The organism is Pseudomonas sp. dw_612 (assembly GCF_018449725.1).
Lineage (GTDB): Bacteria > Pseudomonadota > Gammaproteobacteria > Pseudomonadales > Pseudomonadaceae > Aquipseudomonas.
On record NZ_JAAVVC010000017.1, the window covers coordinates 35,671 to 57,340 of the forward strand.

Below are 21,670 nucleotides of genomic sequence, written 5' to 3' on the forward strand. Positions count from 1 at the left end.
TATGATTCGTTCCATGCTGTATGCCACCGACCTCGGCCTGTACGCACCTTTGGTGATGCAGCACGCCTTGGCGCTGGCGCGAACATTCAATGCCGATTTGTATGTGGTGCACGCGGTGGAACCCATGGGGTTGTTTGCCGAGTCAGTGCTTCAGAGCTACCTCGACGAACAGGCATTGAACGAGTTTCACAGTCAGGGCCTGAACACGGTCATCGCCAATATCGAACGGCGGGTACTGGAAAGCTTTCGTGAAGAACTGGGGGATGAGGGGGAGCAGGATCTGGAACGGATCAAAGCGGTGCGGGTGCTTCAGGGCGATCCGTCGCAGGTGATTCTCGACCAGGTGCAGAAACTCTCGGTGGATTTGCTGATCGTAGGTAGTCATAGCCATCGCGCCGGTGCGGAAACCCCGCTGGGCCGCACGGCAGCGCGGGTCTTGCAGTTGGCCCGGGTGCCGGTCTATCTGGTGCCATTGGTGGAGCGTCGGCGTGAGGGGGACCGGTAGAACACGAATAATGGCGTTTTGATAAAAAAGTTCTAGATTTATTCTTCAAACCATTAATATAGTTATATACCGTCGCTGATGCCCGTGGCGTCTACCTGCTTTGAGGGATTCATATGAAGCTTCAACAACTGCGCTACATCTGGGAAGTGGCGCACCACGACCTCAACGTTTCCGCTACCGCCCAAAGTCTCTACACCTCGCAGCCGGGCATCAGTAAACAGATCCGTTTGCTGGAAGACGAATTGGGCGTCGAGGTCTTCGCCCGCAGTGGCAAGCACCTGACCCGCGTCACCCCGGCCGGCGAACGCATCATCACCACCGCCGGCGAAATCCTGCGCAAGGTTGAAAGCATCAAGCAGATTGCCCAGGAATTCTCCAACGAGAAGAAAGGCACCCTGTCGATCGCGACCACCCACACCCAGGCGCGTTATGCGTTGCCGCCGGTGATCAGCAACTTCATCAAGCAGTACCCGGACGTTGCGTTGCACATGCACCAGGGTTCGCCGATGCAGATCGCCGAAATGGCCGCTGACGGCACCGTGGATTTCGCCATCGCCACCGAAGCCCTGGAGCTGTTCGGTGACTTGGTGATGATGCCGTGCTACCGCTGGAACCGTTGCGTGGTCGTGCCCCAGGGCCACCCGCTGACCAAGCTGCCGAAGCTGACCCTCGAAGCCCTGGCCGAATACCCGATCGTGACCTACGTGTTCGGTTTCACCGGCCGTTCGAAACTCGACGAAGCCTTCAGCCATCGTGGCTTGACGCCGAAAGTGGTGTTCACCGCCGCCGACGCCGACGTGATCAAGACTTACGTGCGCCTGGGCCTGGGCGTGGGCATCGTCGCGAAAATGGCGGTCGACGCCAAACTCGATAGCGACCTGGTGATGCTCGATGCCAGCGATCTGTTCGAGTCCAGCATCACCAAGATCGGCTTCCGTCGCGGTACCTTCCTGCGTGGCTTCATGTGCGACTTCATCGAGAAGTTTGCCCCGCACCTGACCCGTGAAGTCATGGCCAAGGCGATCCAGTGTCATAACAAGCAGGAACTGGAAGAACTGTTCGACGGCGTCGAACTGCCGGTTCATTAATCTGCGTTAAATCACCTCGGTAACAGCAAACTGTTGCCGAGCGCCCGCCACCAGAATCTCCACTTCGTCCCCTTCGAACTTGCCCAGCAGGCTTTTGCCCAGCGGCGAGCGAGGGGTGATGACGGTGATCATCTGCCCCACCAGATCGACCTTCAAACCCGCCGCGTCAGGCGCCAGGAACAACCACTGTTCACGTCCCTTTTCGTCCTCCAGACCGAGCAGGGCGCCCACCTCGATACCGCGCTGTTCGTCATACGGACGCAATGTCAGGTTCTGGCACAACGCCAGTGAATGACGGATTTCCTCGACCCGTTTCGCCTGCCCGGCCGCGAGGTACGACGCCTCCAGACCCAAGGTGTCGTATTTGTTTTCGGCGATGTTTTCTTCGTGGGTCGCGGTTTCGTATGCGGTTTGCGCTGCGCGTTCGGCGATGTCGAGATCGATGCGCAGCTTGTCGAGAATCAGTTGGTGGACGGTCGGCTTGTGCATAGAGAGCTTCTTGATCAATCGCAGAATTGCTGGACGTTGGCGCGGCTTTTTTCGCTTGGCGCGGTCTGGTCCTGTTGCAGCCAGAACTGGCATTTGGGGTTCGACAGGTTGCGGTTATTGGTGCGGGCCTGATCGAGGAATTGCTGTTGCTCGTTCTTGCGCAGGTTTTCTTTGTACTGCTCGAACAACGGGCTCTGCGGCGGAATGTCCGGCACAGGTTGCATCACCGGCGGTTGCGCCAGTTGCTGCACGGCTTGGGCCAGCGGTGCCAATTGCTCCGGGAACACAAATCGCGAGGCGAGCCAGCACGTCAGCGCGATGGCCAGAAACCCCAGCCACAGACCCAGGGCAATGCTGCCGGTCAATTGCAGGGCATTGAGGCGGATCGGCAACGGGCGGCGCGGGTTGGGACGGTAGGGCATGGCTGCCTCCTGGCGGGTGGTCGCGGGCGGATGGCGATTGTCGCACGAAGATTAATCGTCGTCGGCCCTTCTGCACGGGGTAATTTATGCGGACAATCGGCGCCTTTGCCAACGGGAGCCATAAATGCCTGAACTGCCTCAAATGAAAAACCGCGGGCGCTGGGATATTTTTTGCACCGTGGTCGACAACTTTGGCGACATCGGCGTGACCTGGCGTCTGGCCCGTCAACTGGTGGCCGAGCACTCTGTGGACGTTCGTCTGTGGGTCGACGACCTGCGGGCTTTTGAGCGCCTGTGTCCGGAGATCGACATTCACGCACCCCGGCAATGGCAGCAGGGTGTCGAAGTGCGGCAATGGCCGGCCGAATGGCAACCCGTGGAGGCCGCCGACGTGGTGATCGCCGCGTTCGCCTGCCAACTGCCGAGCCCGTACATGGACGCCATGGCCGAGCGGCAAAAGCCGCCGCTGTGGATGAACCTGGATTACCTGAGCGCCGAAGATTGGGTCATCGGCTGTCATGGTCTGCCGTCGGTGAAATACAAGAGCGTGCAGAAGTTCTTCTTTTTTCCGGGGTTCCAGAAGGGCACCGGGGGCTTGTTGCGTGAAAGCGGATTGCTGGAGCGGCGTCGGCAATTTCAGCAAAACCCCGAATCCCAGCGAGCATTCCTGCAAGGATTGGGGATTGATCGTGCGCCCGCTGCGCAATTGATCTCACTGTTTGCCTACGAAAATGCCGGGTTGGCGAGTTGGCTCGACACATTGGCGTCCGGCTCCGAACCCACGCACCTGCTGGTGCCGGAAGGGCGGATTCTCGGTGATGTCGAACGCTGGCTCGGCGTGAGCGGGCTGGTGGCCGGGGCGCTGCATGTGCGCGATGCCTTGACCGTTCAGGTGCTGCCGTTCGTCCGACAGGATCAATACGATCACTTGCTGTGGTGCTGCGATTTCAACGCCGTGCGCGGCGAAGACTCGTTTGTTCGTGCCCAATGGGCAGGGCGGCCGCTGCTCTGGCACATCTATCAGCAGGACGAAGACATCCACCTCGACAAGCTCGAAGCCTTCCTCGCGCTCTATACAAAAGGCTTGTCGGCGCCTGCGGCAGAGGCAATCAGCGGACTTTGGCGGGTGTGGAATGCCGGTGAAGACATGGCCGACCAATGGCTGGCGACCCGTAAACACTGGCCGGAGCTGCAAAAACATGCCGAGGCGTGGTGTCTGGAACAAGCCTTGCAGGCGGATCTTGCCGCAGCGCTGGTACAGTTTTATGTAAATTGGATATGATACGCGGCCTAGATTTTTGTAAATCCCATCCAAATTCGGATATTCGCAATGAAAACTGGTAAAGAACTGAAACCCGGTACCGTGATCCGTCTCGAAAACGATCCTTGGCTGGTTCAGAAAGCTGAATTCACCAAGTCCGGTCGTAACAGCGCGATCATGAAGACCAAGCTGAAGAACCTTCTGACCGGTTACAAGACCGAGATCGTTTACAGCGCTGACGACAAACTGGACGACGTAATCCTCGACCGCAAAGAAGCGACCCTGTCCTTCATCAGCGGCGACACCTACACGTTCATGGACACCACTGACTACACCATGTACGAGCTGAACGCTGAAGACATCGAAGCCGTTCTGCCTTTCGTTGAAGAAGGCATGACCGATGTTTGCGAAGCGATCTTCTTCGAAGAGCGTCTGGTTTCCGTAGAACTGCCGACCACTATCGTTCGCGTAGTTGACTACACCGAAGGTTCCGCGCGCGGTGACACTTCCGGCAAAGTCATGAAGCCTGCCAAGCTGAGCAACGGTACTGAGCTGCAAGTTGCTGACTTCATCGAAATCGGTGATCGCATCGAAATCGACACCCGCGAAGGCGGTTCCTACAAAGGCCGTGCTAAATAAGCACAGCCTCAGGAATGAAAAAGCCCGACCATTGAGTCGGGCTTTTTTGTCGTCAGATTAAAAGATCGCAGCTTCGTTTCACTCGACAGCTCCTACAGGGTAATGAGAAACCTCTGTAGGAGCTGTCGAGTGAAACGAGGCTGCGATCTTTTGCTTTATTTCAGGTGTTGCTTGAGTTCTTCAGAAGCCTGAAGCATCGCCGAACGCACCGCCGGCACCTGACTCACCACGTTCAACAAACCATAGTCGTGAATCATGCCGTTGTAGCGAACCGCCGTGACCGGCACGCCAGCCTCGTCGAGTTTGCGCGCATAGGCCTCGCCTTCATCGCGCAGCACATCGGCGCCAGCGGTCTGCACCAGAGCCGGCGGCAGGCCTTTGAGCTGAGCCGTGGTCGCCCGCAATGGTGAGGCGTAGATCTCGTTACGCTGATTGGCGTCTGTGGTGTAGTTGTCCCAGAACCACTTCATCATGTTTTTGGTGAGGAAGTGCCCCTCGGCAAACTGGTTGTAGGACGCGGTTTCGAAGCTGGCATCCGTCACCGGCCACAACAGCACCTGGAACTTGATCGCCGGCGTGCCTTTGTCTTTGGCCATCAGCGCCACCACCGCGGCCATGTTGCCGCCGACACTGTTGCCGGCTACCGCCAGGCGTTTGCCGTCGACGTTGATCTCTTTGCCGTGCTCGGCCACCCATTTGGTCGCGGCGTAAGCCTGGTTGATCGCCACCGGGTAATGCGCTTCCGGCGACGGCGTGTAATTGACGAACACCGCCGCCGCACCCGAACCCACCACCAAGTCCCGAACCAGCCGTTCGTGGGTCGGGAAATCTCCCAGGACCCAGCCGCCGCCGTGGAAGAACATGAACACGGGCAGCTCGCCCTTGACCCCGGCCGGCCGGACGATGGTCAGGCTGATCGGTTGGCCATCGACTTGAATGGTCTTCTGGCTGACATCGGCTTTTGGCAGCGTCAGTTTCACCCCGGCTTGCGCACCCACCAGCACCGCGCGGGCTTCTTTAGGCGTGAGCTGTTCCATCGGTTTGCCGGTACCGGCATTCAGTACATCGAGGAATGCCTGGGTGTTGTGTTCGACCCCGTCACCTGCGAAGGCGCTGTGGACGGACAGGGCGAGAAGGGTGCCGGTCAAGACTTTGCTGAAAGTATTCATGGTCATTTCCTGTTCGGGCCTGGGAATCGGCGGTTAGACGGTAACGTGCAGGCGCACATCGACGTTGCCACGGGTGGCGTTGGAGTACGGGCAGACCTGGTGAGCTGCATCGACCAGGGATTGCGCATCGGCTTGTTCCAGACCCGGCAGGTTGATGTTCAGGTCGATGTCCAGACCGAAACCGCCAGGGATCTGGCCGATGCCGACATGGGCAGTGATCGAGGCGTCGTTCGGGATGCTGCGTTTGGTCTGGCTGGCGACGAATTTCAGCGCGCCGATGAAGCAGGCGGAGTAGCCGGCTGCGAACAGTTGCTCAGGGTTGGTCGCTGCGCCGCCAGCACCGCCGAGTTCTTTCGGGGTGGCGAGTTTGACGTCGAGGATGTTGTCACTGGAAACCGCACGACCGTCACGGCCACCGGTGGAAGTTGCGATTGCGGTGTAGAGAGTTTGCATGGTGTGAGCCTCATTCGGATTTGGGTGTGTCGCGCTAAATATTTGCGCGCTAAGTAGCTGCGAGATAAATGTAGCTCGCGAATATTTAGCGCGCAAGATAAATTTTTGAAAAAGTTCGATGGCGGCGAGTGAGCAGGCGACTGACTGGTGGGGAGAGTGTTGAGTTAGAGCGGTTTGTTAGGGGGTGTCAGGGGGGGAATTATTTTTTGAAGGTGCCGCAAAAACCAATGTGGGAGCGGGCTTGCTCGCGAAAGCGGTGTGTCAGTCAACATCAATGCTGAATGTCATACCGCTTTCGCGAGCAAGCCCGCTCCCACAGGGGATGTGTGGTGGTTTGGGGTTAGAGGCTGTCTTGCAAGTGACTACGCAGCTCTTGCAGATCATTTTGCAGCTTTTTCAACTGCTCGATCGTCTTCCCGCTGGCACCCAGGATGCACTGCGGAATATCCCGAGCCTTGTCCCGCAACGCGCGGCCCTGTTCGGTCAGCTCGACAATCACCACCCGTTCATCTTCACGGCTGCGGGTGCGGCTGAGCAGTCCTTCGACTTCCAGGCGTTTGAGCAATGGCGTCAATGAGCCCGGATCGGTCAGCAGACGAGTGCTGATTTCACCGACCGTCAAACCATCCTTTTCCCACAACACCATCATCGCCAGGTACTGCGGATAGGTCAGGCCCAGTGCTTGCAGCAAGGGTTTGTAGACCTTGGTCATCAGCAGCGAAGTGGAGTGCAGGGCGAAGCAGACCTGATTGTCCAGCAGCAGGTCGTCGCAGTTGTCCGGGGTGTTGCGTTCGGTGGTCATGTCAAAGCCTTGATCAGTGATCTTCATGAATCTAGCGGGCGAATCTTTAATGCGCCAGATAATTATGGCTAGTACCCGGCCAGATTGCCTTGCAGGGCAAGATCCCACGGGGCAATCGGGCTGAAACGGGTCTTCAGGTATTCCAGCAACAGGCGACTGCGGGAGCTGGCCTGTTGCTCCAGGCGCAGCGCGTAAATCCCGGAGGTTTCCGGTTTTGGCAGGCCGTTTTCGCAGAACAGCGGCAGCAGTTCGCCGCGCAGCAGGTATTCGCTGGCCAGCCACGTCGGCAAGTGCGCGATACCGAGCCCGGCCAGTGCGCCGCAGACCAGCGCTTCGGCATTGTTGGCACTCATGCGGATGCGCGCCGGGCGGTGCAGTTGCATGCGTCCGTCCTGTTCAAAGCGCCAGGCGAAGGGCGGGGCCAGGCCGTCCCAGTCGAGGCCATCGTGTTCGCTCAACTGCGACGGATCGGTCGGCACACCGCGGCGCTTCAAATAGTCGGGGCTGGCGCAAGCGATGCGCACCATGTTCGCCAGCGGCGTGGCCACCAGTCGGGTATCGGCCATTTGCCCGGCGCGCAACACCAGGTCGACTTTGCCCAGGTTCAAACCCTGCATGTCGACAAAACTGTCGATCAAGTGCAATTGCACGTCGAGGCCGGGATACAGCATCAGAAAGTCAGCAATGACCGGTGCCAGGTGTCGGCGGCCGAACGCCGCGGGCGCGTCCACCCGAATCAAGCCTTCGGGCGCACTGCTCAGGGACACCGCTTCAGCCCTGGCCAGTCGCAACTCGGCCACGATCCGCCGTGCACGTTCGGCAAACGCCAAACCCGCTGGCGTCGCGCGCACCGCGTGGGTGCTGCGCAGGAATAACTGACTGCCGACTGCGCTTTCCAGGCTGTCGATACGCCGCGCCACCGCCGAAGGCGTCAGCGGATGACGCCGGGACGCGGCGGAAAAGCTTCCGGTTTCCAGCACATCAAGGAACAGTCCGAGTTGGTCGGTCAATTGATTGGGATTCATGGTTTCACCAGCGCCTGTGCGAAATCGGCACAGCCATTGTGCGTTGCTGTGCGTTTCCCTGCTAGGGCCGACTGCGTAGGATGAAACGTCTGACGAGAGGGAATTGGCCTGTGATTGAGTTTTTGTTGTACCTGATTTTTGGCGTGGCCTTGGGCACCCTGGGTGGTTTGTTCGGCATCGGTGGTGGTCTGGTGGCGATTCCGTTGCTGGGCGTGCTCTGCGGCCTCGACCAGCAACTGGCCCAAGGCACTGCGCTGGTGATGGTGGTGCCCAACGTGATGCTGGCGCTGTGGCGCTACCACCAGCGCAACCGCATCGAATTGCGTCACGCTTTACCTTTGGCCTCGATGGGATTCTGTTTCGCCTGGATCGGTTCGATCTGGGCGGTGGGCATTGACCCGCAAAGCCTGCGCATAGGTTTTGTCGTGTTCCTGGTGGCGCTGTCGACCTACAACCTGGCGCGGATGTTCACTGCCAGTGCGCCAGCGTCTTCGCACATGCATTACTCGTGGCCGTGGCTGGGCGTGTTGGGCACGGCGTCCGGTTCCATTGGCGGTTTTTTTGGCGTAGGCGGAGCGGTGGTGGCGACGCCGGTGTTGACCAGCCTGTTCGGCACCACCCAAGTGGTGGCCCAAGGCTTGTCTCTGGCCCTGGCGTTGCCGAGCACCGGGGTCACCTTGGTGACTTACGCGGTGCACCACGAGGTGAACTGGATGATCGGTTTGCCCTTGGCAGTGGGCGGTCTGATGAGTATCAGTTGGGGGGTGAAGATCGCCCACGCCCTGTCGGAGCGCCTGTTGCGCGGGCTGTTCTGTGGCTACCTGGTGTTCTGTGCCGTGATTCTTGCCTCTAAAGTTTGAAGCCTTCGACGATGTGCTCGGCCAGGCATTCGGTGATCGGCGACGGATTGTGCAGGTTGCGTACGAGCATGATGCAGGCTTCGGGCAGCAGCGGCAGGTCTTCGGCGGCGCCGAGGATGCGAAGGTCCGGGGTGATCAGGCTTTCCAATTGTGCGGTCACCGCCAGGCCGGCGCTGACCACCGCCATCAACGCTGACAAGCTCGAACTGTTGTAGGCGATACGGTAATCACGACCCATCGCGTCGAGGGCATTGCACGCCCACAACCGGCAGAAACAATCACTGTTGAACATCGCCAGGGGCAACGGCGTCTGCTCGTGGGCGCTGAAACATTGCGCCTCGGCCCAGACGAAACGCTCTTTGCGCAGCAACTGGCCAATCTCGGTGCCCGGTTCGCGGGTGACGATCGACAGGTCCAGGTCCTGGCGCTGCAACAACTGCTTGGTCGATTCGCAGTGCACTTCAATCTGGATCAACGGATAGAACTTGGCGAAGCGCGACAGGATCCCCGGCAGAAACCGCATCACGTAATCATCCGGCGTGCCGATGCGCACCGTGCCGACCATGTGCGGCTCGCGCAGGGTGTTGAATACTTCGCTGTGGAGCTTGAGGATGCGCCGCGCATAGCCGAGCAGCACCTGGCCTTCGGCGGTCAGCTTGACCTGGCGTCCGTCGCGTTCAAACAGCTGGCGCTGCAACACGTCTTCTTCCAGGCGTTTCATCTGCATGCTCACCGCAGACTGCGTGCGGTTGACCATTTCGCCGGCACGGGTGAAGCCGCCCAGGTCGGCGATGGCGACAAAGGTGCGCAGTACATCGGTATCGATACTGGGGAACGCCGACATTCATCAATCTCCGAGATGTATACCATCAGAAACATTCGTTGGATTGATCTTAGCTCCAGCGCGAGACTTGAGCCATCCCTAAAGGAGGGCAACATGATGAAAGGTCAACACGAGCATGTAACGTCAGAAAAATTCTCAATCCATGCGGTTTCGGATCTGCTGCACAAGTTTAGTCGCTGGTACGATCTTCACCGCGAACGCGAGCTGCTGGCGAGTCTGAGCGATGAAGCGCTGAAGGACATCGGTGTGAGCCGTGCGGATGTCGAGCACGAATCGATCCGGCCATTCTGGGACGACCCGATGCATAAATGATGAGTCCATTGCTACACAAACCCCTCTCTGGTGAGGTAGGTTGCGAGCAGACAAGGAGATGCTCATGCCCGCAACGCTGTCCTTTTCCAATAAACAGGCTTGACGTCTGGCACTGGCTGCCCAAGGGTTCAACGGGCGCCAGCCGCCAGCGGCGATCAAACCGGTTCAACTCAATCGGCTGATCGAACGCCTGGGCATTTTGCAGATCGACTCAGTCAATGCATTAGTGCGTTCGCACTACCTTCCGTTGTTTTCCCGTCTTGGTAATTATTCGTCCGACTTGCTCGACCAGGCAGCCTGGAGTCAAGGCCGGCGACGCACATTATTCGAATATTGGGGCCATGAAGCGTCGCTGTTGCCGTTATCCATGTACCCGTTGATGCGCTGGCGCATGCAGCGTGCGACCCGTGGCGAAGACATCTATCAGCAATTGGCGCTGTTTGGCCGTGAACAGCAGGACACAATTCGCCGGGTGCTGGCTTCGGTTCAGGAACTGGGGGCGCTGGGCGCAGGCAGTTTATCGACCCGTCAAGAACGGGCCGGCCCGTGGTGGGACTGGAGCGCTGAAAAGCATGCACTGGAATGGTTGTTTGCCGCCGGCGAAGTGACCGTCGCCGGCCGGCGCGGCTTCGAGCGACTTTACGATTTGCCGGAGCGAGTGATTCCCTCGGCCATTCTGCACCAGCCCTTGCTCACGGAAGCCGAAGCCCAGCGCGGTTTGTTGCTGCATGCCGCGAATGCCTTGGGCGTGGCGACGGAAAAGGACCTGCGGGACTATTTTCGTTTGAACCCCGGTGATGCCCGCCCGCGTTTGTCCGAATTGGTCGAGGCTGGTGAATTGCTGACTTGCGAAGTCGAAGGCTGGCGCCAACCGGCCTATTGCCTGCCCGAGCCCAAGGTGCCGCGCAAGGTCGAGGCCAGTGCCTTGCTGTCGCCGTTCGATTCGCTGATCTGGGAACGCAGCCGTACTGAGCGCTTGTTCGATTTCCGTTATCGGCTGGAGATTTACACGCCGCAGGGCAAACGGGTCTACGGCTATTACGTGTTGCCGTTTTTGCACAACCAACGGATTGCCGCGCGAGTGGATTTGCGGGCCGAACGGGCGTTGGGTCGCTTGGCGGTGCACGCGGTGCATGAGGAAGAGCCGGGGCTGGACGAGGCGGGGATGCTGGCATTGGCGGTGAATTTGCGGCAGATGGCGGATTGGCTGGGGTTGGAGCGGGTGCAGTTGAATTGTCAGCGGGTGAGTGCGGATAGGTTGCGGGTGGCATTTGCTCAGTTGGGTGGTGTCTGAGCGGACGCCTTCGCGAGCAAGCCCGCTCCCACAGGGGAACGCATTCCAAATGTGGGAGCGGGCTTGCTCGCGAAGGGCGCGACGCGATTTAACGCCGTACTTGCTTCAACGTCTCAGCAATCAAAAACGCCAATTCCAGCGACTGATCGGCATTCATCCGCGGATCGCAATGGGTGTGATATCGGTCCGACAACCCATCCTCGGTAATCGGCCGCGCGCCGCCAATGCACTCGGTGACGTTCTGCCCGGTCATTTCGATGTGGATACCGCCGGCATAAGTGCCTTCCGCTTCGTGCACCTGGAAGAACTGTTTCACCTCGCCGAGGATCTGCGCGAAGTCGCGGGTCTTGTAGCCGCTGCTGGCCTTGATGGTGTTGCCGTGCATCGGGTCGGAGCTCCACAGCACTTTCTTGCCTTCGCGTTCGACCGCGCGGATCAACTGCGGCAGGTGATCGCCGACCTTGTTCGCGCCCATCCGCGCGATCAGGTTCAAGCGGCCCGGATCGTTGTCCGGGTTGAGCACGTCAATCAGGCGAATCAGGTCTTCCGGGTTCATGCTCGGGCCGACTTTCACGCCGATCGGGTTGTTCACCCCACGCAGGAACTCAACGTGTGCGCCGTCGAGCTGACGGGTGCGGTCGCCGATCCAGAGCATGTGGGCCGAGCAGTCGTAGTAATCGTTGGTCAGGCTGTCGCGGCGCACGAACGCTTCTTCGTAGTTCAGCAGCAACGCTTCGTGGGCGGTGAAGAAGCTGGTTTCGCGCAGTTGCGGCGAGCTGTCCATGCCGCAGGCGCGCATGAACGCCAGGGTTTCATCGATGCGATCAGCCAGGTGGCTGTACTTCTCGGCCAGGGCCGAGTTGGCGATGAAGTCCAGGTTCCACTTGTGCACTTGATGCAGGTCGGCAAAACCGCCCTGGGCGAAGGCGCGCAGCAGGTTCAGGGTGGCGGTGGACTGGTGATAGGACTGCAGCAGGCGTTCCGGATCCGGCACGCGGCTTTTTTCGTCGAAACCGATACCGTTGACGATGTCGCCACGGTAGGCCGGCAGCGTTACGCCGTCGATGGTTTCGTCGTTGGCCGAACGCGGTTTGGCAAACTGGCCGGCCATGCGTCCGACCTTGACCACCGGGCAACCGGCGGCGAAGGTCATGACAATCGCCATTTGCAGCAGCACTTTAAAGGTGTCGCGGATTTTCGCGGCGGAGAACTCGGCGAAGCTTTCGGCGCAGTCGCCGCCCTGCAGCAGAAACGCGCGACCCTGGGTCACTTCGGCAAACTGACGGCGCAATTCCCGGGCTTCACCGGCAAACACCAGCGGCGGATAGCTGGCCAGGGTTTGCTCGACGTGCTGCAAATGCGCAGCGTCGGGGTAGCGGGGTTGTTGCTGGATCGGCAAGGCACGCCAGCTGTCAGGGCTCCAGGGTTGGCTCATCACGGTCTCTAGTGTTTACGCACGGGCGCTTATGTTATCAGCAATTAGTGCGTGACCTGTTCCCGTCGCTTCGCGGACAATCGCGCCTTTGCCGCTTCATGTTGCGGTGTATTGGTTGCCGGGCCCGGTGACGATCTGGAGACGAAATGACTGAGGAGCGCGTCGAGCATCTGCTCGCCGAGGTACAGGATGAGTTCGGCGTGATTCGCGTGCTGGAAGTGGCCGATTACCGCTTTCTCGAATTTGGCGATGCCATCGAGCAAAGCTGCGTGTTCACCGCCGACCCGAGCTGGCTGGAGTACGACTACACCCGCGCCATGCTGATCGGTGCGTTGTGCCATGAACAGCCGGAAAGCGCGCTGTTCCTCGGCCTCGGTGCCGGCACGTTGACCCAGGCTTGCCTCAAGTTCCTGCCGCTGGAAGACGTCGAAGCCATCGAACTGCGCCCGGACGTACCGCGCCTGGCCATCGAATACCTCGGGCTGGATGACGATCCCCGACTGTACATCCGCGTTGGCGATGCATTGGAGTTGCTGGAGACGGCAGAGCCGGCGGACCTGATTTTCGTCGACCTCTATACCGACGTCGGCCCGGGCGTCGGGCATCTGGCCTGGAGTTTTCTTGAAAACTGTCAGAAACGTCTGAATCCGGGTGGCTGGCTGGTGATCAATCAGTGGGCCACCGACGACGGTAAACCGCTGGGGGCGGCGTTGTTTCGCGGGCTCTATCATCGGCATTACTGGGAACTTCCGGTGAAGGAGGGCAACGTGATTTTGATCGTGCCGTCGGAGCTGGATCAGGAACTGGACATGGAAGGCCTGGTCGCCCGGGCCGAAGGGCTGGCGCCGCGGTTGGGGTATTCGTTGTTGTCGTTGATCAAGGCGATTCGGCCGGCGACATAAGTTGTTGCCTGTCAGGGCCTCATCGCGAGCAAGCTCGCTCCCACAGGGATATGTGTTTTCACAGAGGAATGCATTTCAATGTGGGAGCGAGCTTGCTCGCGATGGCTTTCTAACTGCCGATACATCTCTCAAACCCCTTTGAAAACCCCGGGCCGCTTCTCGATCATCGACCGCACACCTTCCTTGGCATCCTCACTGTTCAACAACTTCTTCACCATCGCCGGCAACCCCTGCGCCGCCGCGGTTTCCCCTTCATAACGCGCCTGTCGCGCCGACATCAACGTCGCCTGAACCCCTAACGGCGCCTGCCGGGCAATGCGCTCCGCCAGTTCAATCGCCCGGGGCAGTAAATCCTCACTGGCCATGACTTCCTGTACCAATCCCAGGCGCAGCGCGTCATGGGCATCGAATTCGTCGCCGGTCAGCAGCCAGCGCATGGCGTTGCCCCAACCGGCGACCTGATGCAGACGCAACGTGGCGCCGCCGAATGGGAAGATTCCGCGCTGCACTTCCTTCTGGGCGAAACGGGTGTTGCTGGCGCAGAGGTTGATGTCGGCGGCCAACATCAGCTCGATGCCGATGGTCAGGCAGTAACCTTGCGCCGCAACAATCACCGGTTTGCTGACCCTTGGCCCGGCGAACACGCCCCACGGATCACAGCCGCCGGGCGGTACCTGCCAGCCTTCGGCGAGGGCGGCACTGGCATTGATCAGATCGAGCCCGGCGGTGAAGTGCTCGCCATGGCCGAACACCACCGCCACCCGCGCCTCGCTGTCGGCCTCGAACTCGCCATAGGCCAGGCTCAGTTCGTTGAGCAGATCCAGGTCGAAGGCGTTGCGCTTGGCGACCCGGTCCAGGCCAAGTAACAGGACATGACCACGCTGCTCACGGCTGACACGACTGGAAACGGTCTGATTCATGGGGCATTTCCTCGGGCGGGAAGGAGAGGTCAGACCGAAGGTCTGCGTCACAAGGGTGAACCGTTTTAGCGCCATCACCAGCAGGGCCGGGCCTTTGAAAAATAGACCGTTGCACGATTATCCGCAAAGCCTGTGACACAACGGTATATACGTCAGTTTTCCGACAAATAATGCTCCCTTTTTGGGCGAATTCCGGTATAGTGCGCGCCGGCCTTTAACCGGGCCGCGTTTAGGTAGCGCAATTCCCCGAAGTCAGCTTCGGCTGCACGTCCGCACAGCGGACTCTCCCTTGACGAATCTTTTTCATTCATTCGTTTTCGCAAATCCCCGCCGACAAAGCAGCCAGGGCGACTCTTGAGTCTTACACGGCATGCGCAGCTTTGGAGCATGGGTCTTTGCGGATGCACTTAGAGGCAGACCCATGACCCAGGAAACCGGCGGCTTCGCCGCTTTTAATCTTAATCCGAATATTCTTGCAGCCGTCATTGCGACCGGCTACGAAGAGCCTTCGGCTATTCAGCAGCAATCGATCCCGATCATCATGGCCGGCCACGACATGATTGGCCAGGCGCAAACCGGTACCGGTAAAACCGCCGCGTTCGCCCTGCCTATCCTGCATCGCATCGATCCTGCAAAGCGCGAGCCGCAAGCCCTGATCCTGGCGCCAACCCGTGAGTTGGCGCTGCAAGTAGCAACCGCTTTCGAAACCTACGCCAAGCAAATGCCGGGCGTTACCGTTGTGGCCGTTTACGGCGGCGCCCCTATGGGCCCACAACTGAAAGCAATCCGTAATGGCGCACAGATTGTTGTCGCCACTCCGGGTCGTCTGTGCGACCACCTGCGTCGTGACGAAAAAGTCCTGTCGACCGTGAACCACCTGGTTCTCGACGAAGCGGACGAAATGCTCAAACTGGGTTTCATGGACGACCTCGAAGTTATCTTCAAGGCTCTGCCGCCAACCCGTCAGACCGTATTGTTCTCGGCGACCCTGCCGCAGTCGATCCGTGCCATTGCCGAGCGTCACCTGCGTGATCCGCAGCACGTGAAAATCCAGACCAAGACTCAGACCGTTACCGCGATCGAACAGGCTCACCTGTTGGTTCACGCTGACCAGAAGACCTCGGCTGTATTGAGCCTGCTGGAAGTTGAAGACTTCGACGCCCTGATCATGTTCGTGCGCACCAAGCAAGCGACCCTGGACCTGGCCAGTGCCCTGGAAGCCAAAGGCTACAAAGCCGCTGCGCTGAACGGTGACATTGCCCAGAACCAACGTGAGCGCGTGATCGAATCCCTCAAGGATGGCCGTCTGGACATCGTTGTGGCGACCGACGTTGCTGCCCGTGGCCTGGACGTCCCGCGTATCACTCACGTGTTCAACGTTGATATGCCGTACGATCCAGAGTCCTACGTTCACCGTATCGGCCGTACTGGCCGTGCCGGTCGCGAAGGTCGTGCGCTGCTGCTGGTGACTCCGCGTGAGCGCCGCATGCTGCAAGTGATCGAGCGTGTAACCGGTCAAAAGGTTGCCGAAGTTCGCCTGCCGGACGCACAAGCTGTTCTCGATGCTCGCATCAAGAAGTTGACCAACAGCCTGTCGCCGCTGGTGGCTGATGCCGAATCGACTCACGGTGATCTGCTCGATCGCCTGACCGCCGACATCGGTTGCACCCCGCGTGCCCTGGCCGCTGCTCTGTTGCGCAAAGCCACCAACGCTCAGGCGTTGACCCTGGCTGCAATCGAGAAAGAACGTCCACTGGTGCCGAACAACGCACCGCGTGGCGATCGTCCAGAGCGTACCGGTGATCGTCCGGACCGTGGTGATCGTGAGCGTCGTGCTCCGGTTCCATTGGCTGAAGGCCGTGCTCGCTGCCGTACCGCGCTGGGTGCGCGTGATGGCATCGCTGCCAAGAACCTGCTGGGCGCTATCCTGAACGAAGGCGGCCTGGCTCGCGAAGCAATCGGTCGCATCCAGGTGCGTGACAGCTTCAGCCTCGTCGAACTGCCGGAAGATGGTCTGGAAAAACTCCTGACCAAACTGAAGGACACTCGCGTTGCTGGCAAGCAGTTGAAGCTGCGTCGCTATCGCGAAGATTGATCCGCTCTCGGGCTGATTGATCGCACATAAAAAATCCCCGACTGGTTCGGGGATTTTTTTGCCTGCGGTTTGTGCTTGGCTGGGGACCGAGTTGCCTCCATTCGCGAGCAAGCCCGCTCCCACAGTAGATCTCCAGTGAGCACAATATCTGTGCATCCCAGAGATGCCCTGTGGGAGCGGGCTTGCTCGCGAAGGGCGCGACACGGTCTGACTGTCAGCCAAACCGGTAAATATCCATCCCCAGCGCCCCCATGGTGAACCCTTGGTGCGCAATCCCGAACTCACCTCCAGCCCCGCGAGCAAAGTACAACGGCAGCAAATGCTCATCACTCGGATGGTTGCGCACAGCATTCGGCGCCTGCTGACGATAATCATGCAGTGCGACCTCGTCATCGGCAGCGAGCTTTTCAATTATCCAGTCGCGAAACGCCTTGGCCCATGGCTCGACGCTTTCCGGGCCGGCATGCCAGTCCAGTTCGCGCAGGTTGTGGGTGATGCTGCCAGAGCCGATCAACAGCACGCCGTGTTCACGCAGGCTGGCCAGCGCATGGCCGACTCGGGTTTGCAGCGCCGGGCCGCTGCGGGTCGGCAGTGAGACTTGCACCACCGGAATGTCGGCCTGCGGGTACATCAATGACAACGGCACCCAGACTCCGTGATCGAACGGCCGCTTGGCGTCGATGCGCGCCGGCAGGCCACCAACTTTCAACAGCTCGACCACCTCGGTCGCCAGCTGTGGATTACCGGGCGCGGGGTATTGCACATCGAACAACGCTTTTGGGAAGCCGCCGAAGTCGTGCCAGGTTTCGGGTTGCGGGTTGCCGCTGACCAGCAACTCGTTGCTTTCCCAGTGCGCAGACACAATCACGATGGCTTTGGGCTTCGGCATTTCTGCGGCCAGACGCGCCAAGGCCGGGCCGCTGGCGCCTGGTTCCAGTGCCAACATGGGCGAACCATGGGATATGTACAGGCTGGGGAACATGAAAGAGCTCCTGAGGGGTAAGATGGCGTCATCTTCAGTCAGATCATTGATCTAAATCTAATATAAGTTTTAGGGTCTTTTGATCGAATTTTCGGGATTAATTATGCAGCCGGAGTTTTGGCACAAGCGGTGGACGTCGAATCAGATCGGCTTTCACCTGCCTGAAGTGAATCCATATCTGCAACGGTACTGGCCGCAGCTGGGCCTGGAAGAGGGCGCGCGGGTATTGGTGCCACTCTGTGGGAAAAGCCTGGACCTGCTATGGCTGGCGAAATGCGGCCACGAGGTGTTGGGCGTCGAATTGTCGGAAAAAGCCGTGGAAGACTTTTTCCATGAGCATCAATTCGACCCGGACGTCAGCGATCAGGGCCCCTTCACCGTCTATCGCGCGGGTTCGATCGAAATCTGGTGCGGCGATTTCTTCGCGTTGACCGCCGGTGATGTGGCTGATTGCAGCGCGTTGTACGACCGCGCGGCGCTGATAGCCTTGCCGCCGAAAATGCGCGAGCAATACGCTGAGCACCTGAAGCGGATCCTGCCGAAGGATTCCCTGGGGCTATTGATTACCCTGGATTACGAGCAGGCACAAAAGGACGGCCCGCCGTTTGCCGTGCTGGATGATGAGGTGCAGCGGTTGTTCGGTGCAGCCTGGGGGTTGAAGGTTCTGGAAGACCAGGATGTGTTGGGTGAGAGCTGGAAGTTTGTCGAAAGCGGTGTAACGCGGCTTGAAGAGCGGGTTTATCGGGTTTCCAGCTGATGGATTTGTGCTGGTCGTGCTGGCCTCATCGCGAGCAAGCTCGCTCCCACAGTGGATCGATGTCGATCACAAAATTGTGATTCAACCCGGTCAACCTGTGGGAGCGAGCTTGCTCGCGATAAGGCCCGACTGAACACCGCAAAACAAGCAGACAAAAAAAGGCCCGCATTCACTGCGGGCCTTTTCTTTTAGTGCCGAGCAACTCAGCCCCGACGACGCAACGCGTCAATACGCTCTTCCAGCGGCGGGTGGCTCATGAACATGCGGGCGAAGCCCTGTTTGACGCCACCGTTGATGCCGAAGGCGTTCAAGGTGTCCGGCATGTGCACCGGCAGCCCTTGTTCGGCCCGCAGGCGTTGCAGGGCGCCGATCATTGCGCCGGTGCCGGCCAGGCGTGCGCCGGCTTCGTCAGCGCGGAATTCGCGTTTGCGCGAGAACCACATGACGATCGAGCTGGCCAGGATACCCAGCACCAGTTCGGCGAAGATCGTCGCTATGTAGTAGGCAATGCCTTGGCCTTCTTCGTTCTTGAAGATCACCTTGTCGACAAAGTTGCCGATGATCCGCGCAAAGAACATCACGAAGGTGTTCACCACGCCCTGGATCAGGGCCAGGGTGACCATGTCGCCGTTGGCTACGTGCCCGATCTCGTGGGCCAGCACGGCTTTGACTTCATCCGGCGAGAACCGCTCGAGCAGGCCCTGGCTGACCGCGACCAGTGCGTCGTTCTTGTTCCAGCCGGTGGCGAAGGCGTTCGCCTCGTAGGCCGGGAAAATCCCGACTTCAGGCATCTTGATCCCGGCTTCCCGGGACAGTTGCTCGACCGTTTGCAGCAGCCATTGCTCGTGACGGGTGCGCGGCTGGCTGATGATTTGGGTGCTGGTGCTCATCTTCGCCATCCACTTGGAGATGAACAGCGAGAACAGGGAACCGGCGAAACCAAAGACCGCACAGAAAATCAGCAGCTGATTGAGGTTGAGATCAACCCCGTTGGCCGCCATGAACCCGTTGAAGCCGAAAAGGCTCAGGGTGATGCTGGCAATCAGCACGACCGCCAGGTTAGTGGCCAAAAACAGCAGGATGCGCATCATGGTTGTAGAAATCTCCTCATGCTAAAGATGTAGCGTACTGCGGGGTATATAAGGTGCTGCACCGTGCTATTCAACCGGGTGACTATTTCAAACTGTGTCCTACAGCAATAGTTTAGCTGCGTGCAGGGCGTTTCCGACGCGGACGCAGGAAGAGTTTGACAGACGATTAACCGCGTAGCCCCCGTCTTTGTTAGACGCGAGCGCAAATACCATCATCAGGCAGCGGCGGCAACAGGGGGGTGCGGCAAGATATAGAGATGTGTTGCTGAATCAATCACCGTGCGACACGGACCCGCGCCGCACGGTGACCGCCCGCTTACTGGCGGTAGGTCTTGAGGAAGTTGCCGATCCGGCCGATGGCCTGATCCAGTTCGTCGACCCGGGGCAGGGTGACGACGCGGAAGTGATCCGGCCATGGCCAGTTGAACGCCGTGCCTTGCACCACCAGCAGCTTCTCGGAGAGCAGCAGGTCGAGCACGAATTTCTCGTCGTTGTGGATCGGGCACACCTTCGGATCGATCCGCGGGAACGCATACAGCGCGCCCATCGGTTTGACGCAGCTCACGCCGGGAATGTCGTTGAGCAATTCCCAGGTGCGATTGCGTTGTTCCAGCAGGCGACCTTGAGGCAACACCAGATCATTGATGCTCTGATAGCCGCCGAGTGCGGTCTGGATCGCGTGTTGGCTCGGCACGTTGGCACACAGGCGCATGTTGGCCAGCATGTCGATGCCTTCGATGTAGCTCTGGGCGTGGTGTTTCGGCCCGGAAATCGCGATCCAGCCGGAACGGAAACCGGCCACGCGGTAGGACTTGGACAGCCCGTTGAAGGTCAGGCACAGCAGGTCCGGCGCCAGCGAAGCGGTGCAGATGTGCACGGCATCGTCGTAGAGGATCTTGTCGTAGATCTCGTCGGAGAACACCACCAGGTTGTGCGAGCGGGCGAGTTCGAGCATGCCCAGCAGGACTTCCCTGGAATACACCGCGCCGGTCGGGTTGTTCGGGTTGATGATCACCAGGGCCTTGGTGTTCGGGGTGATCTTGGCCTTGATGTCGGCCAGGTCAGGGAACCAGTCGGCGCCTTCATCGCACAGGTAGTGCACCGGGTTGCCGCCGGCCAGGCTCACGGCGGCGGTCCACAGTGGATAGTCGGGAGCGGGCACCAGCACTTCGTCGCCGTTGTTGAGCAGGGCTTGCATCGACATCACGATCAGCTCGGACACGCCGTTGCCCAGATAGATGTCTTCGATGCCGACACCTTCGACCTGCTTCTGCTGGTAATACTGCATCACCGCTTTGCGCGCGCTGAACAGGCCTTTGGAATCGCTGTAGCCCTGGGCGGTCGGCAGGTTGCGGATCACGTCCTGGAGGATTTCATCCGGCGCTTCGAAACCAAAGGGCGCCGGGTTGCCGATGTTCAGCTTGAGGATGCGATGGCCTTCCTCTTCCAGGCGTTTGGCGTGCTTGAGCACTGGGCCGCGAATGTCGTAGCAGACGTTGGCGAGCTTGTTCGATTTGCTGACCTGCATGGCGATGTGTTCCCGAAAATGAACGATCCAGGCGGCGGATGGACAACCGTACTGGGAATCCTGCGTATTCACACAGGCCTGACGCCTTCAGTGGCGACACTCATAATCCGTTTGAATGCGCGGGGTCTGGCTGCCAGACTGGCGTTTGACGAGGCGCAATCATACGTGCCGCCCGATCCGTGGAAAAGGTACAGATCGGGCTTTTTCAGCTGCTGAGGTGTGACGATGGAAAAGTTGGATAAAACCCTGGAAGAATGGAAGGCGATGCTCGATCCAGAGCAATACAACGTTTGTCGCCTCAAGGGCACAGAACGGCCGTTCTCCGGCAAGTACAACGACACCAAGACCGACGGCGTTTACCACTGCATCTGCTGCGATGAGCCGTTGTTCGATTCCAAGACCAAATTCGATTCCGGCTGCGGCTGGCCGAGCTTCTACGCGCCGATCGGCGACAGTGCGATGGTCGAGATCCGCGACGTCAGCCACGGCATGATCCGCACCGAAGTGGTCTGCGCCAAATGCGACGCACACCTGGGGCACGTGTTCCCGGATGGCCCGCCACCGACCGGTTTGCGTTACTGCATCAACTCGGTGTGCCTGGACCTCGTTCCCCGCACGTAATGCGAGCCCTGTAGGAGCTGCCGAAGGCTGCGATCTTTTGATCTTGATCTTCAGTGATCTCGAAAAAAGCAAAATCAAAAGATCGCAGCCTTCGGCAGCTCCTACAGATGATCAGTGTTCAATAATTTAGATTGCACACAATTCAATTGCTTACTATGTTTGACGCTTCTTCCTGC

23 protein-coding genes are annotated in these 21,670 nt (G+C 59.4%); 11 read left to right on the forward strand and 12 right to left on the reverse strand.

What is annotated here, in order from left to right; translation table 11 throughout:
* The first annotated feature begins 1 nt into the window (after position 1).
* Positions 2–505: a universal stress protein gene (locus HB680_RS22900; RefSeq protein ID WP_213940754.1), complete on the forward strand. Its 504-nt coding sequence runs from the start codon at positions 2–4 to the stop codon at positions 503–505.
* A gap of 113 nt (positions 506–618) precedes the next feature.
* Entirely contained in the window at positions 619–1,593 is a 975-nt protein-coding gene (gene cysB, locus HB680_RS22905) for an HTH-type transcriptional regulator CysB (RefSeq protein ID WP_054052018.1), read from the forward strand.
* 6 nt (positions 1,594–1,599) lie between these two features.
* On the opposite strand, the gene HB680_RS22910 is transcribed toward cysB, so the two are convergent.
* Positions 1,600–2,082, reverse strand: a complete 483-nt coding sequence (locus tag HB680_RS22910; protein ID WP_213940755.1) for a GreA/GreB family elongation factor — start codon at positions 2,080–2,082, stop codon at positions 1,600–1,602.
* 14 nt (positions 2,083–2,096) lie between these two features.
* Positions 2,097–2,504, reverse strand: coding sequence for a hypothetical protein (locus HB680_RS22915; protein WP_213940756.1), 408 nt, complete (start codon positions 2,502–2,504; stop codon positions 2,097–2,099).
* 124 nt (positions 2,505–2,628) lie between these two features.
* Between HB680_RS22915 and earP the strand changes: the two genes are divergently transcribed.
* Together earP and HB680_RS22925 are read left to right on the forward strand one after the other, a co-directional pair.
* Positions 2,629–3,786: an elongation factor P maturation arginine rhamnosyltransferase EarP gene (gene earP, locus HB680_RS22920; protein WP_213940757.1), complete on the forward strand. Its 1,158-nt coding sequence runs from the start codon at positions 2,629–2,631 to the stop codon at positions 3,784–3,786.
* A 48-nt stretch (positions 3,787–3,834) separates the two neighbouring features.
* Complete coding sequence (locus HB680_RS22925; protein ID WP_032626910.1) at positions 3,835–4,404, forward strand: elongation factor P; 570 nt, start codon at positions 3,835–3,837, stop codon at positions 4,402–4,404.
* A 155-nt stretch (positions 4,405–4,559) separates the two neighbouring features.
* Here HB680_RS22925 and HB680_RS22930 read toward each other — a convergent pair whose 3' ends face one another.
* The 4 genes from HB680_RS22930 to HB680_RS22945 all read right to left on the reverse strand — a co-directional run bounded on the left by HB680_RS22930 (position 4,560) and on the right by HB680_RS22945 (position 7,853).
* A complete protein-coding gene (locus HB680_RS22930) occupies positions 4,560–5,573 on the reverse strand; it encodes an alpha/beta hydrolase (protein ID WP_213940758.1) in 1,014 nt (337 codons plus the stop codon).
* Between the two features lie 33 nt (positions 5,574–5,606).
* Entirely contained in the window at positions 5,607–6,026 is a 420-nt protein-coding gene (locus tag HB680_RS22935; RefSeq protein ID WP_213940759.1) for an organic hydroperoxide resistance protein, read from the reverse strand.
* Between the two features lie 340 nt (positions 6,027–6,366).
* Positions 6,367–6,828, reverse strand: a complete 462-nt coding sequence (locus HB680_RS22940; protein WP_213940848.1) for a MarR family transcriptional regulator — start codon at positions 6,826–6,828, stop codon at positions 6,367–6,369.
* Between the two features lie 68 nt (positions 6,829–6,896).
* Positions 6,897–7,853: a LysR family transcriptional regulator gene (locus tag HB680_RS22945; RefSeq protein ID WP_213940760.1), complete on the reverse strand. Its 957-nt coding sequence runs from the start codon at positions 7,851–7,853 to the stop codon at positions 6,897–6,899.
* A 110-nt stretch (positions 7,854–7,963) separates the two neighbouring features.
* On the opposite strand from HB680_RS22945, the gene HB680_RS22950 reads away from it, so the two are divergent.
* Positions 7,964–8,713 carry a TSUP family transporter gene (locus tag HB680_RS22950; protein ID WP_213940761.1) on the forward strand — a complete coding sequence of 250 codons (750 nt, stop codon included), beginning with the start codon at positions 7,964–7,966 and terminating at the stop codon, positions 8,711–8,713.
* Here the strand turns inward: HB680_RS22950 and HB680_RS22955 are convergent.
* Positions 8,703–9,557 carry a LysR substrate-binding domain-containing protein gene (locus tag HB680_RS22955; protein ID WP_213940762.1) on the reverse strand — a complete coding sequence of 285 codons (855 nt, stop codon included), beginning with the start codon at positions 9,555–9,557 and terminating at the stop codon, positions 8,703–8,705. The two genes, HB680_RS22950 and HB680_RS22955, sit on opposite strands and share 11 nt — an antisense overlap.
* 96 nt (positions 9,558–9,653) lie before the next feature.
* On the opposite strand from HB680_RS22955, the gene HB680_RS22960 reads away from it, so the two are divergent.
* Positions 9,654–9,869: a DUF1127 domain-containing protein gene (locus HB680_RS22960; RefSeq protein ID WP_213940849.1), complete on the forward strand. Its 216-nt coding sequence runs from the start codon at positions 9,654–9,656 to the stop codon at positions 9,867–9,869.
* Positions 9,870–9,975: 106 nt separating this feature from the next.
* Positions 9,976–11,163 carry a winged helix-turn-helix domain-containing protein gene (locus HB680_RS22965; protein WP_256735610.1) on the forward strand — a complete coding sequence of 396 codons (1,188 nt, stop codon included), beginning with the start codon at positions 9,976–9,978 and terminating at the stop codon, positions 11,161–11,163.
* Positions 11,164–11,251: 88 nt separating this feature from the next.
* Here the strand turns inward: HB680_RS22965 and HB680_RS22970 are convergent, their stop codons facing one another.
* Positions 11,252–12,598 carry a 3-deoxy-7-phosphoheptulonate synthase class II gene (locus HB680_RS22970; protein WP_213940763.1) on the reverse strand — a complete coding sequence of 449 codons (1,347 nt, stop codon included), beginning with the start codon at positions 12,596–12,598 and terminating at the stop codon, positions 11,252–11,254.
* Between the two features lie 146 nt (positions 12,599–12,744).
* Between HB680_RS22970 and HB680_RS22975 the strand changes: the two genes are divergently transcribed.
* Complete coding sequence (locus HB680_RS22975; RefSeq protein WP_213940764.1) at positions 12,745–13,500, forward strand: spermidine synthase; 756 nt, start codon at positions 12,745–12,747, stop codon at positions 13,498–13,500.
* A gap of 128 nt (positions 13,501–13,628) precedes the next feature.
* Here the strand turns inward: HB680_RS22975 and HB680_RS22980 are convergent, their stop codons facing one another.
* A complete protein-coding gene (locus HB680_RS22980) occupies positions 13,629–14,420 on the reverse strand; it encodes a crotonase/enoyl-CoA hydratase family protein (RefSeq protein ID WP_213940765.1) in 792 nt (263 codons plus the stop codon).
* A gap of 421 nt (positions 14,421–14,841) precedes the next feature.
* Between HB680_RS22980 and HB680_RS22985 the strand changes: the two genes are divergently transcribed.
* Positions 14,842–16,515 (forward strand): DEAD/DEAH box helicase, encoded by a 1,674-nt coding sequence (locus tag HB680_RS22985; protein ID WP_054052043.1) that lies wholly within the window; start codon positions 14,842–14,844, stop codon positions 16,513–16,515.
* A gap of 214 nt (positions 16,516–16,729) precedes the next feature.
* Here the strand turns inward: HB680_RS22985 and HB680_RS22990 are convergent, their stop codons facing one another.
* Positions 16,730–17,497: a class III extradiol ring-cleavage dioxygenase gene (locus HB680_RS22990; RefSeq protein ID WP_213940766.1), complete on the reverse strand. Its 768-nt coding sequence runs from the start codon at positions 17,495–17,497 to the stop codon at positions 16,730–16,732.
* A 103-nt stretch (positions 17,498–17,600) separates the two neighbouring features.
* On the opposite strand from HB680_RS22990, the gene HB680_RS22995 reads away from it, so the two are divergent.
* The gene (locus tag HB680_RS22995) at positions 17,601–18,254 is read left to right on the forward strand and encodes a thiopurine S-methyltransferase (protein WP_213940767.1); all 654 of its coding nucleotides are present in this window, start codon (positions 17,601–17,603) and stop codon (positions 18,252–18,254) included.
* A gap of 203 nt (positions 18,255–18,457) precedes the next feature.
* Here the strand turns inward: HB680_RS22995 and htpX are convergent, their stop codons facing one another.
* Together htpX and HB680_RS23005 are read right to left on the reverse strand one after the other, a co-directional pair.
* Positions 18,458–19,345, reverse strand: coding sequence for a protease HtpX (htpX, locus tag HB680_RS23000; protein WP_213940768.1), 888 nt, complete (start codon positions 19,343–19,345; stop codon positions 18,458–18,460).
* Positions 19,346–19,661: 316 nt separating this feature from the next.
* Positions 19,662–20,873: a pyridoxal phosphate-dependent aminotransferase gene (locus HB680_RS23005; RefSeq protein WP_123409453.1), complete on the reverse strand. Its 1,212-nt coding sequence runs from the start codon at positions 20,871–20,873 to the stop codon at positions 19,662–19,664.
* A gap of 225 nt (positions 20,874–21,098) precedes the next feature.
* Here HB680_RS23005 and msrB point away from each other — a divergent pair, with 225 nt between their 5' ends.
* Positions 21,099–21,494: a peptide-methionine (R)-S-oxide reductase MsrB gene (msrB, locus tag HB680_RS23010; RefSeq protein ID WP_213940769.1), complete on the forward strand. Its 396-nt coding sequence runs from the start codon at positions 21,099–21,101 to the stop codon at positions 21,492–21,494.
* Positions 21,495–21,670 lie beyond the last annotated feature (176 nt).

Bases quoted from the DNA above. Each gene is read 5' to 3' on its own strand.
- HB680_RS22985 (WP_054052043.1), top strand. From the start codon at position 14,842: ATGACCCAGGAAACCGGCGGCTTCGCCGCTTTTAATCTTAATCCGAAT.
- HB680_RS22975 (WP_213940764.1), top strand. From the start codon at position 12,745: ATGACTGAGGAGCGCGTCGAGCATCTGCTCGCCGAGGTACAGGATGAG.
- HB680_RS23005 (WP_123409453.1), bottom strand. From the start codon at position 20,873: ATGCAGGTCAGCAAATCGAACAAGCTCGCCAACGTCTGCTACGACATT.
- earP (WP_213940757.1), top strand. From the start codon at position 2,629: ATGCCTGAACTGCCTCAAATGAAAAACCGCGGGCGCTGGGATATTTTT.
- HB680_RS22980 (WP_213940765.1), bottom strand. From the start codon at position 14,420: ATGAATCAGACCGTTTCCAGTCGTGTCAGCCGTGAGCAGCGTGGTCAT.
- cysB (WP_054052018.1), top strand. From the start codon at position 619: ATGAAGCTTCAACAACTGCGCTACATCTGGGAAGTGGCGCACCACGAC.
- HB680_RS22995 (WP_213940767.1), top strand. From the start codon at position 17,601: ATGCAGCCGGAGTTTTGGCACAAGCGGTGGACGTCGAATCAGATCGGC.
- HB680_RS22970 (WP_213940763.1), bottom strand. From the start codon at position 12,598: ATGAGCCAACCCTGGAGCCCTGACAGCTGGCGTGCCTTGCCGATCCAG.
- HB680_RS22900 (WP_213940754.1), top strand. From the start codon at position 2: ATGATTCGTTCCATGCTGTATGCCACCGACCTCGGCCTGTACGCACCT.
- HB680_RS22990 (WP_213940766.1), bottom strand. From the start codon at position 17,497: ATGTTCCCCAGCCTGTACATATCCCATGGTTCGCCCATGTTGGCACTG.
- HB680_RS22925 (WP_032626910.1), top strand. From the start codon at position 3,835: ATGAAAACTGGTAAAGAACTGAAACCCGGTACCGTGATCCGTCTCGAA.
- HB680_RS22945 (WP_213940760.1), bottom strand. From the start codon at position 7,853: ATGAATCCCAATCAATTGACCGACCAACTCGGACTGTTCCTTGATGTG.
- HB680_RS22915 (WP_213940756.1), bottom strand. From the start codon at position 2,504: ATGCCCTACCGTCCCAACCCGCGCCGCCCGTTGCCGATCCGCCTCAAT.
- htpX (WP_213940768.1), bottom strand. From the start codon at position 19,345: ATGATGCGCATCCTGCTGTTTTTGGCCACTAACCTGGCGGTCGTGCTG.
- msrB (WP_213940769.1), top strand. From the start codon at position 21,099: ATGGAAAAGTTGGATAAAACCCTGGAAGAATGGAAGGCGATGCTCGAT.
- HB680_RS22935 (WP_213940759.1), bottom strand. From the start codon at position 6,026: ATGCAAACTCTCTACACCGCAATCGCAACTTCCACCGGTGGCCGTGAC.
- HB680_RS22955 (WP_213940762.1), bottom strand. From the start codon at position 9,557: ATGTCGGCGTTCCCCAGTATCGATACCGATGTACTGCGCACCTTTGTC.
- HB680_RS22960 (WP_213940849.1), top strand. From the start codon at position 9,654: ATGAAAGGTCAACACGAGCATGTAACGTCAGAAAAATTCTCAATCCAT.
- HB680_RS22910 (WP_213940755.1), bottom strand. From the start codon at position 2,082: ATGCACAAGCCGACCGTCCACCAACTGATTCTCGACAAGCTGCGCATC.
- HB680_RS22940 (WP_213940848.1), bottom strand. From the start codon at position 6,828: ATGACCACCGAACGCAACACCCCGGACAACTGCGACGACCTGCTGCTG.
- HB680_RS22930 (WP_213940758.1), bottom strand. From the start codon at position 5,573: ATGAATACTTTCAGCAAAGTCTTGACCGGCACCCTTCTCGCCCTGTCC.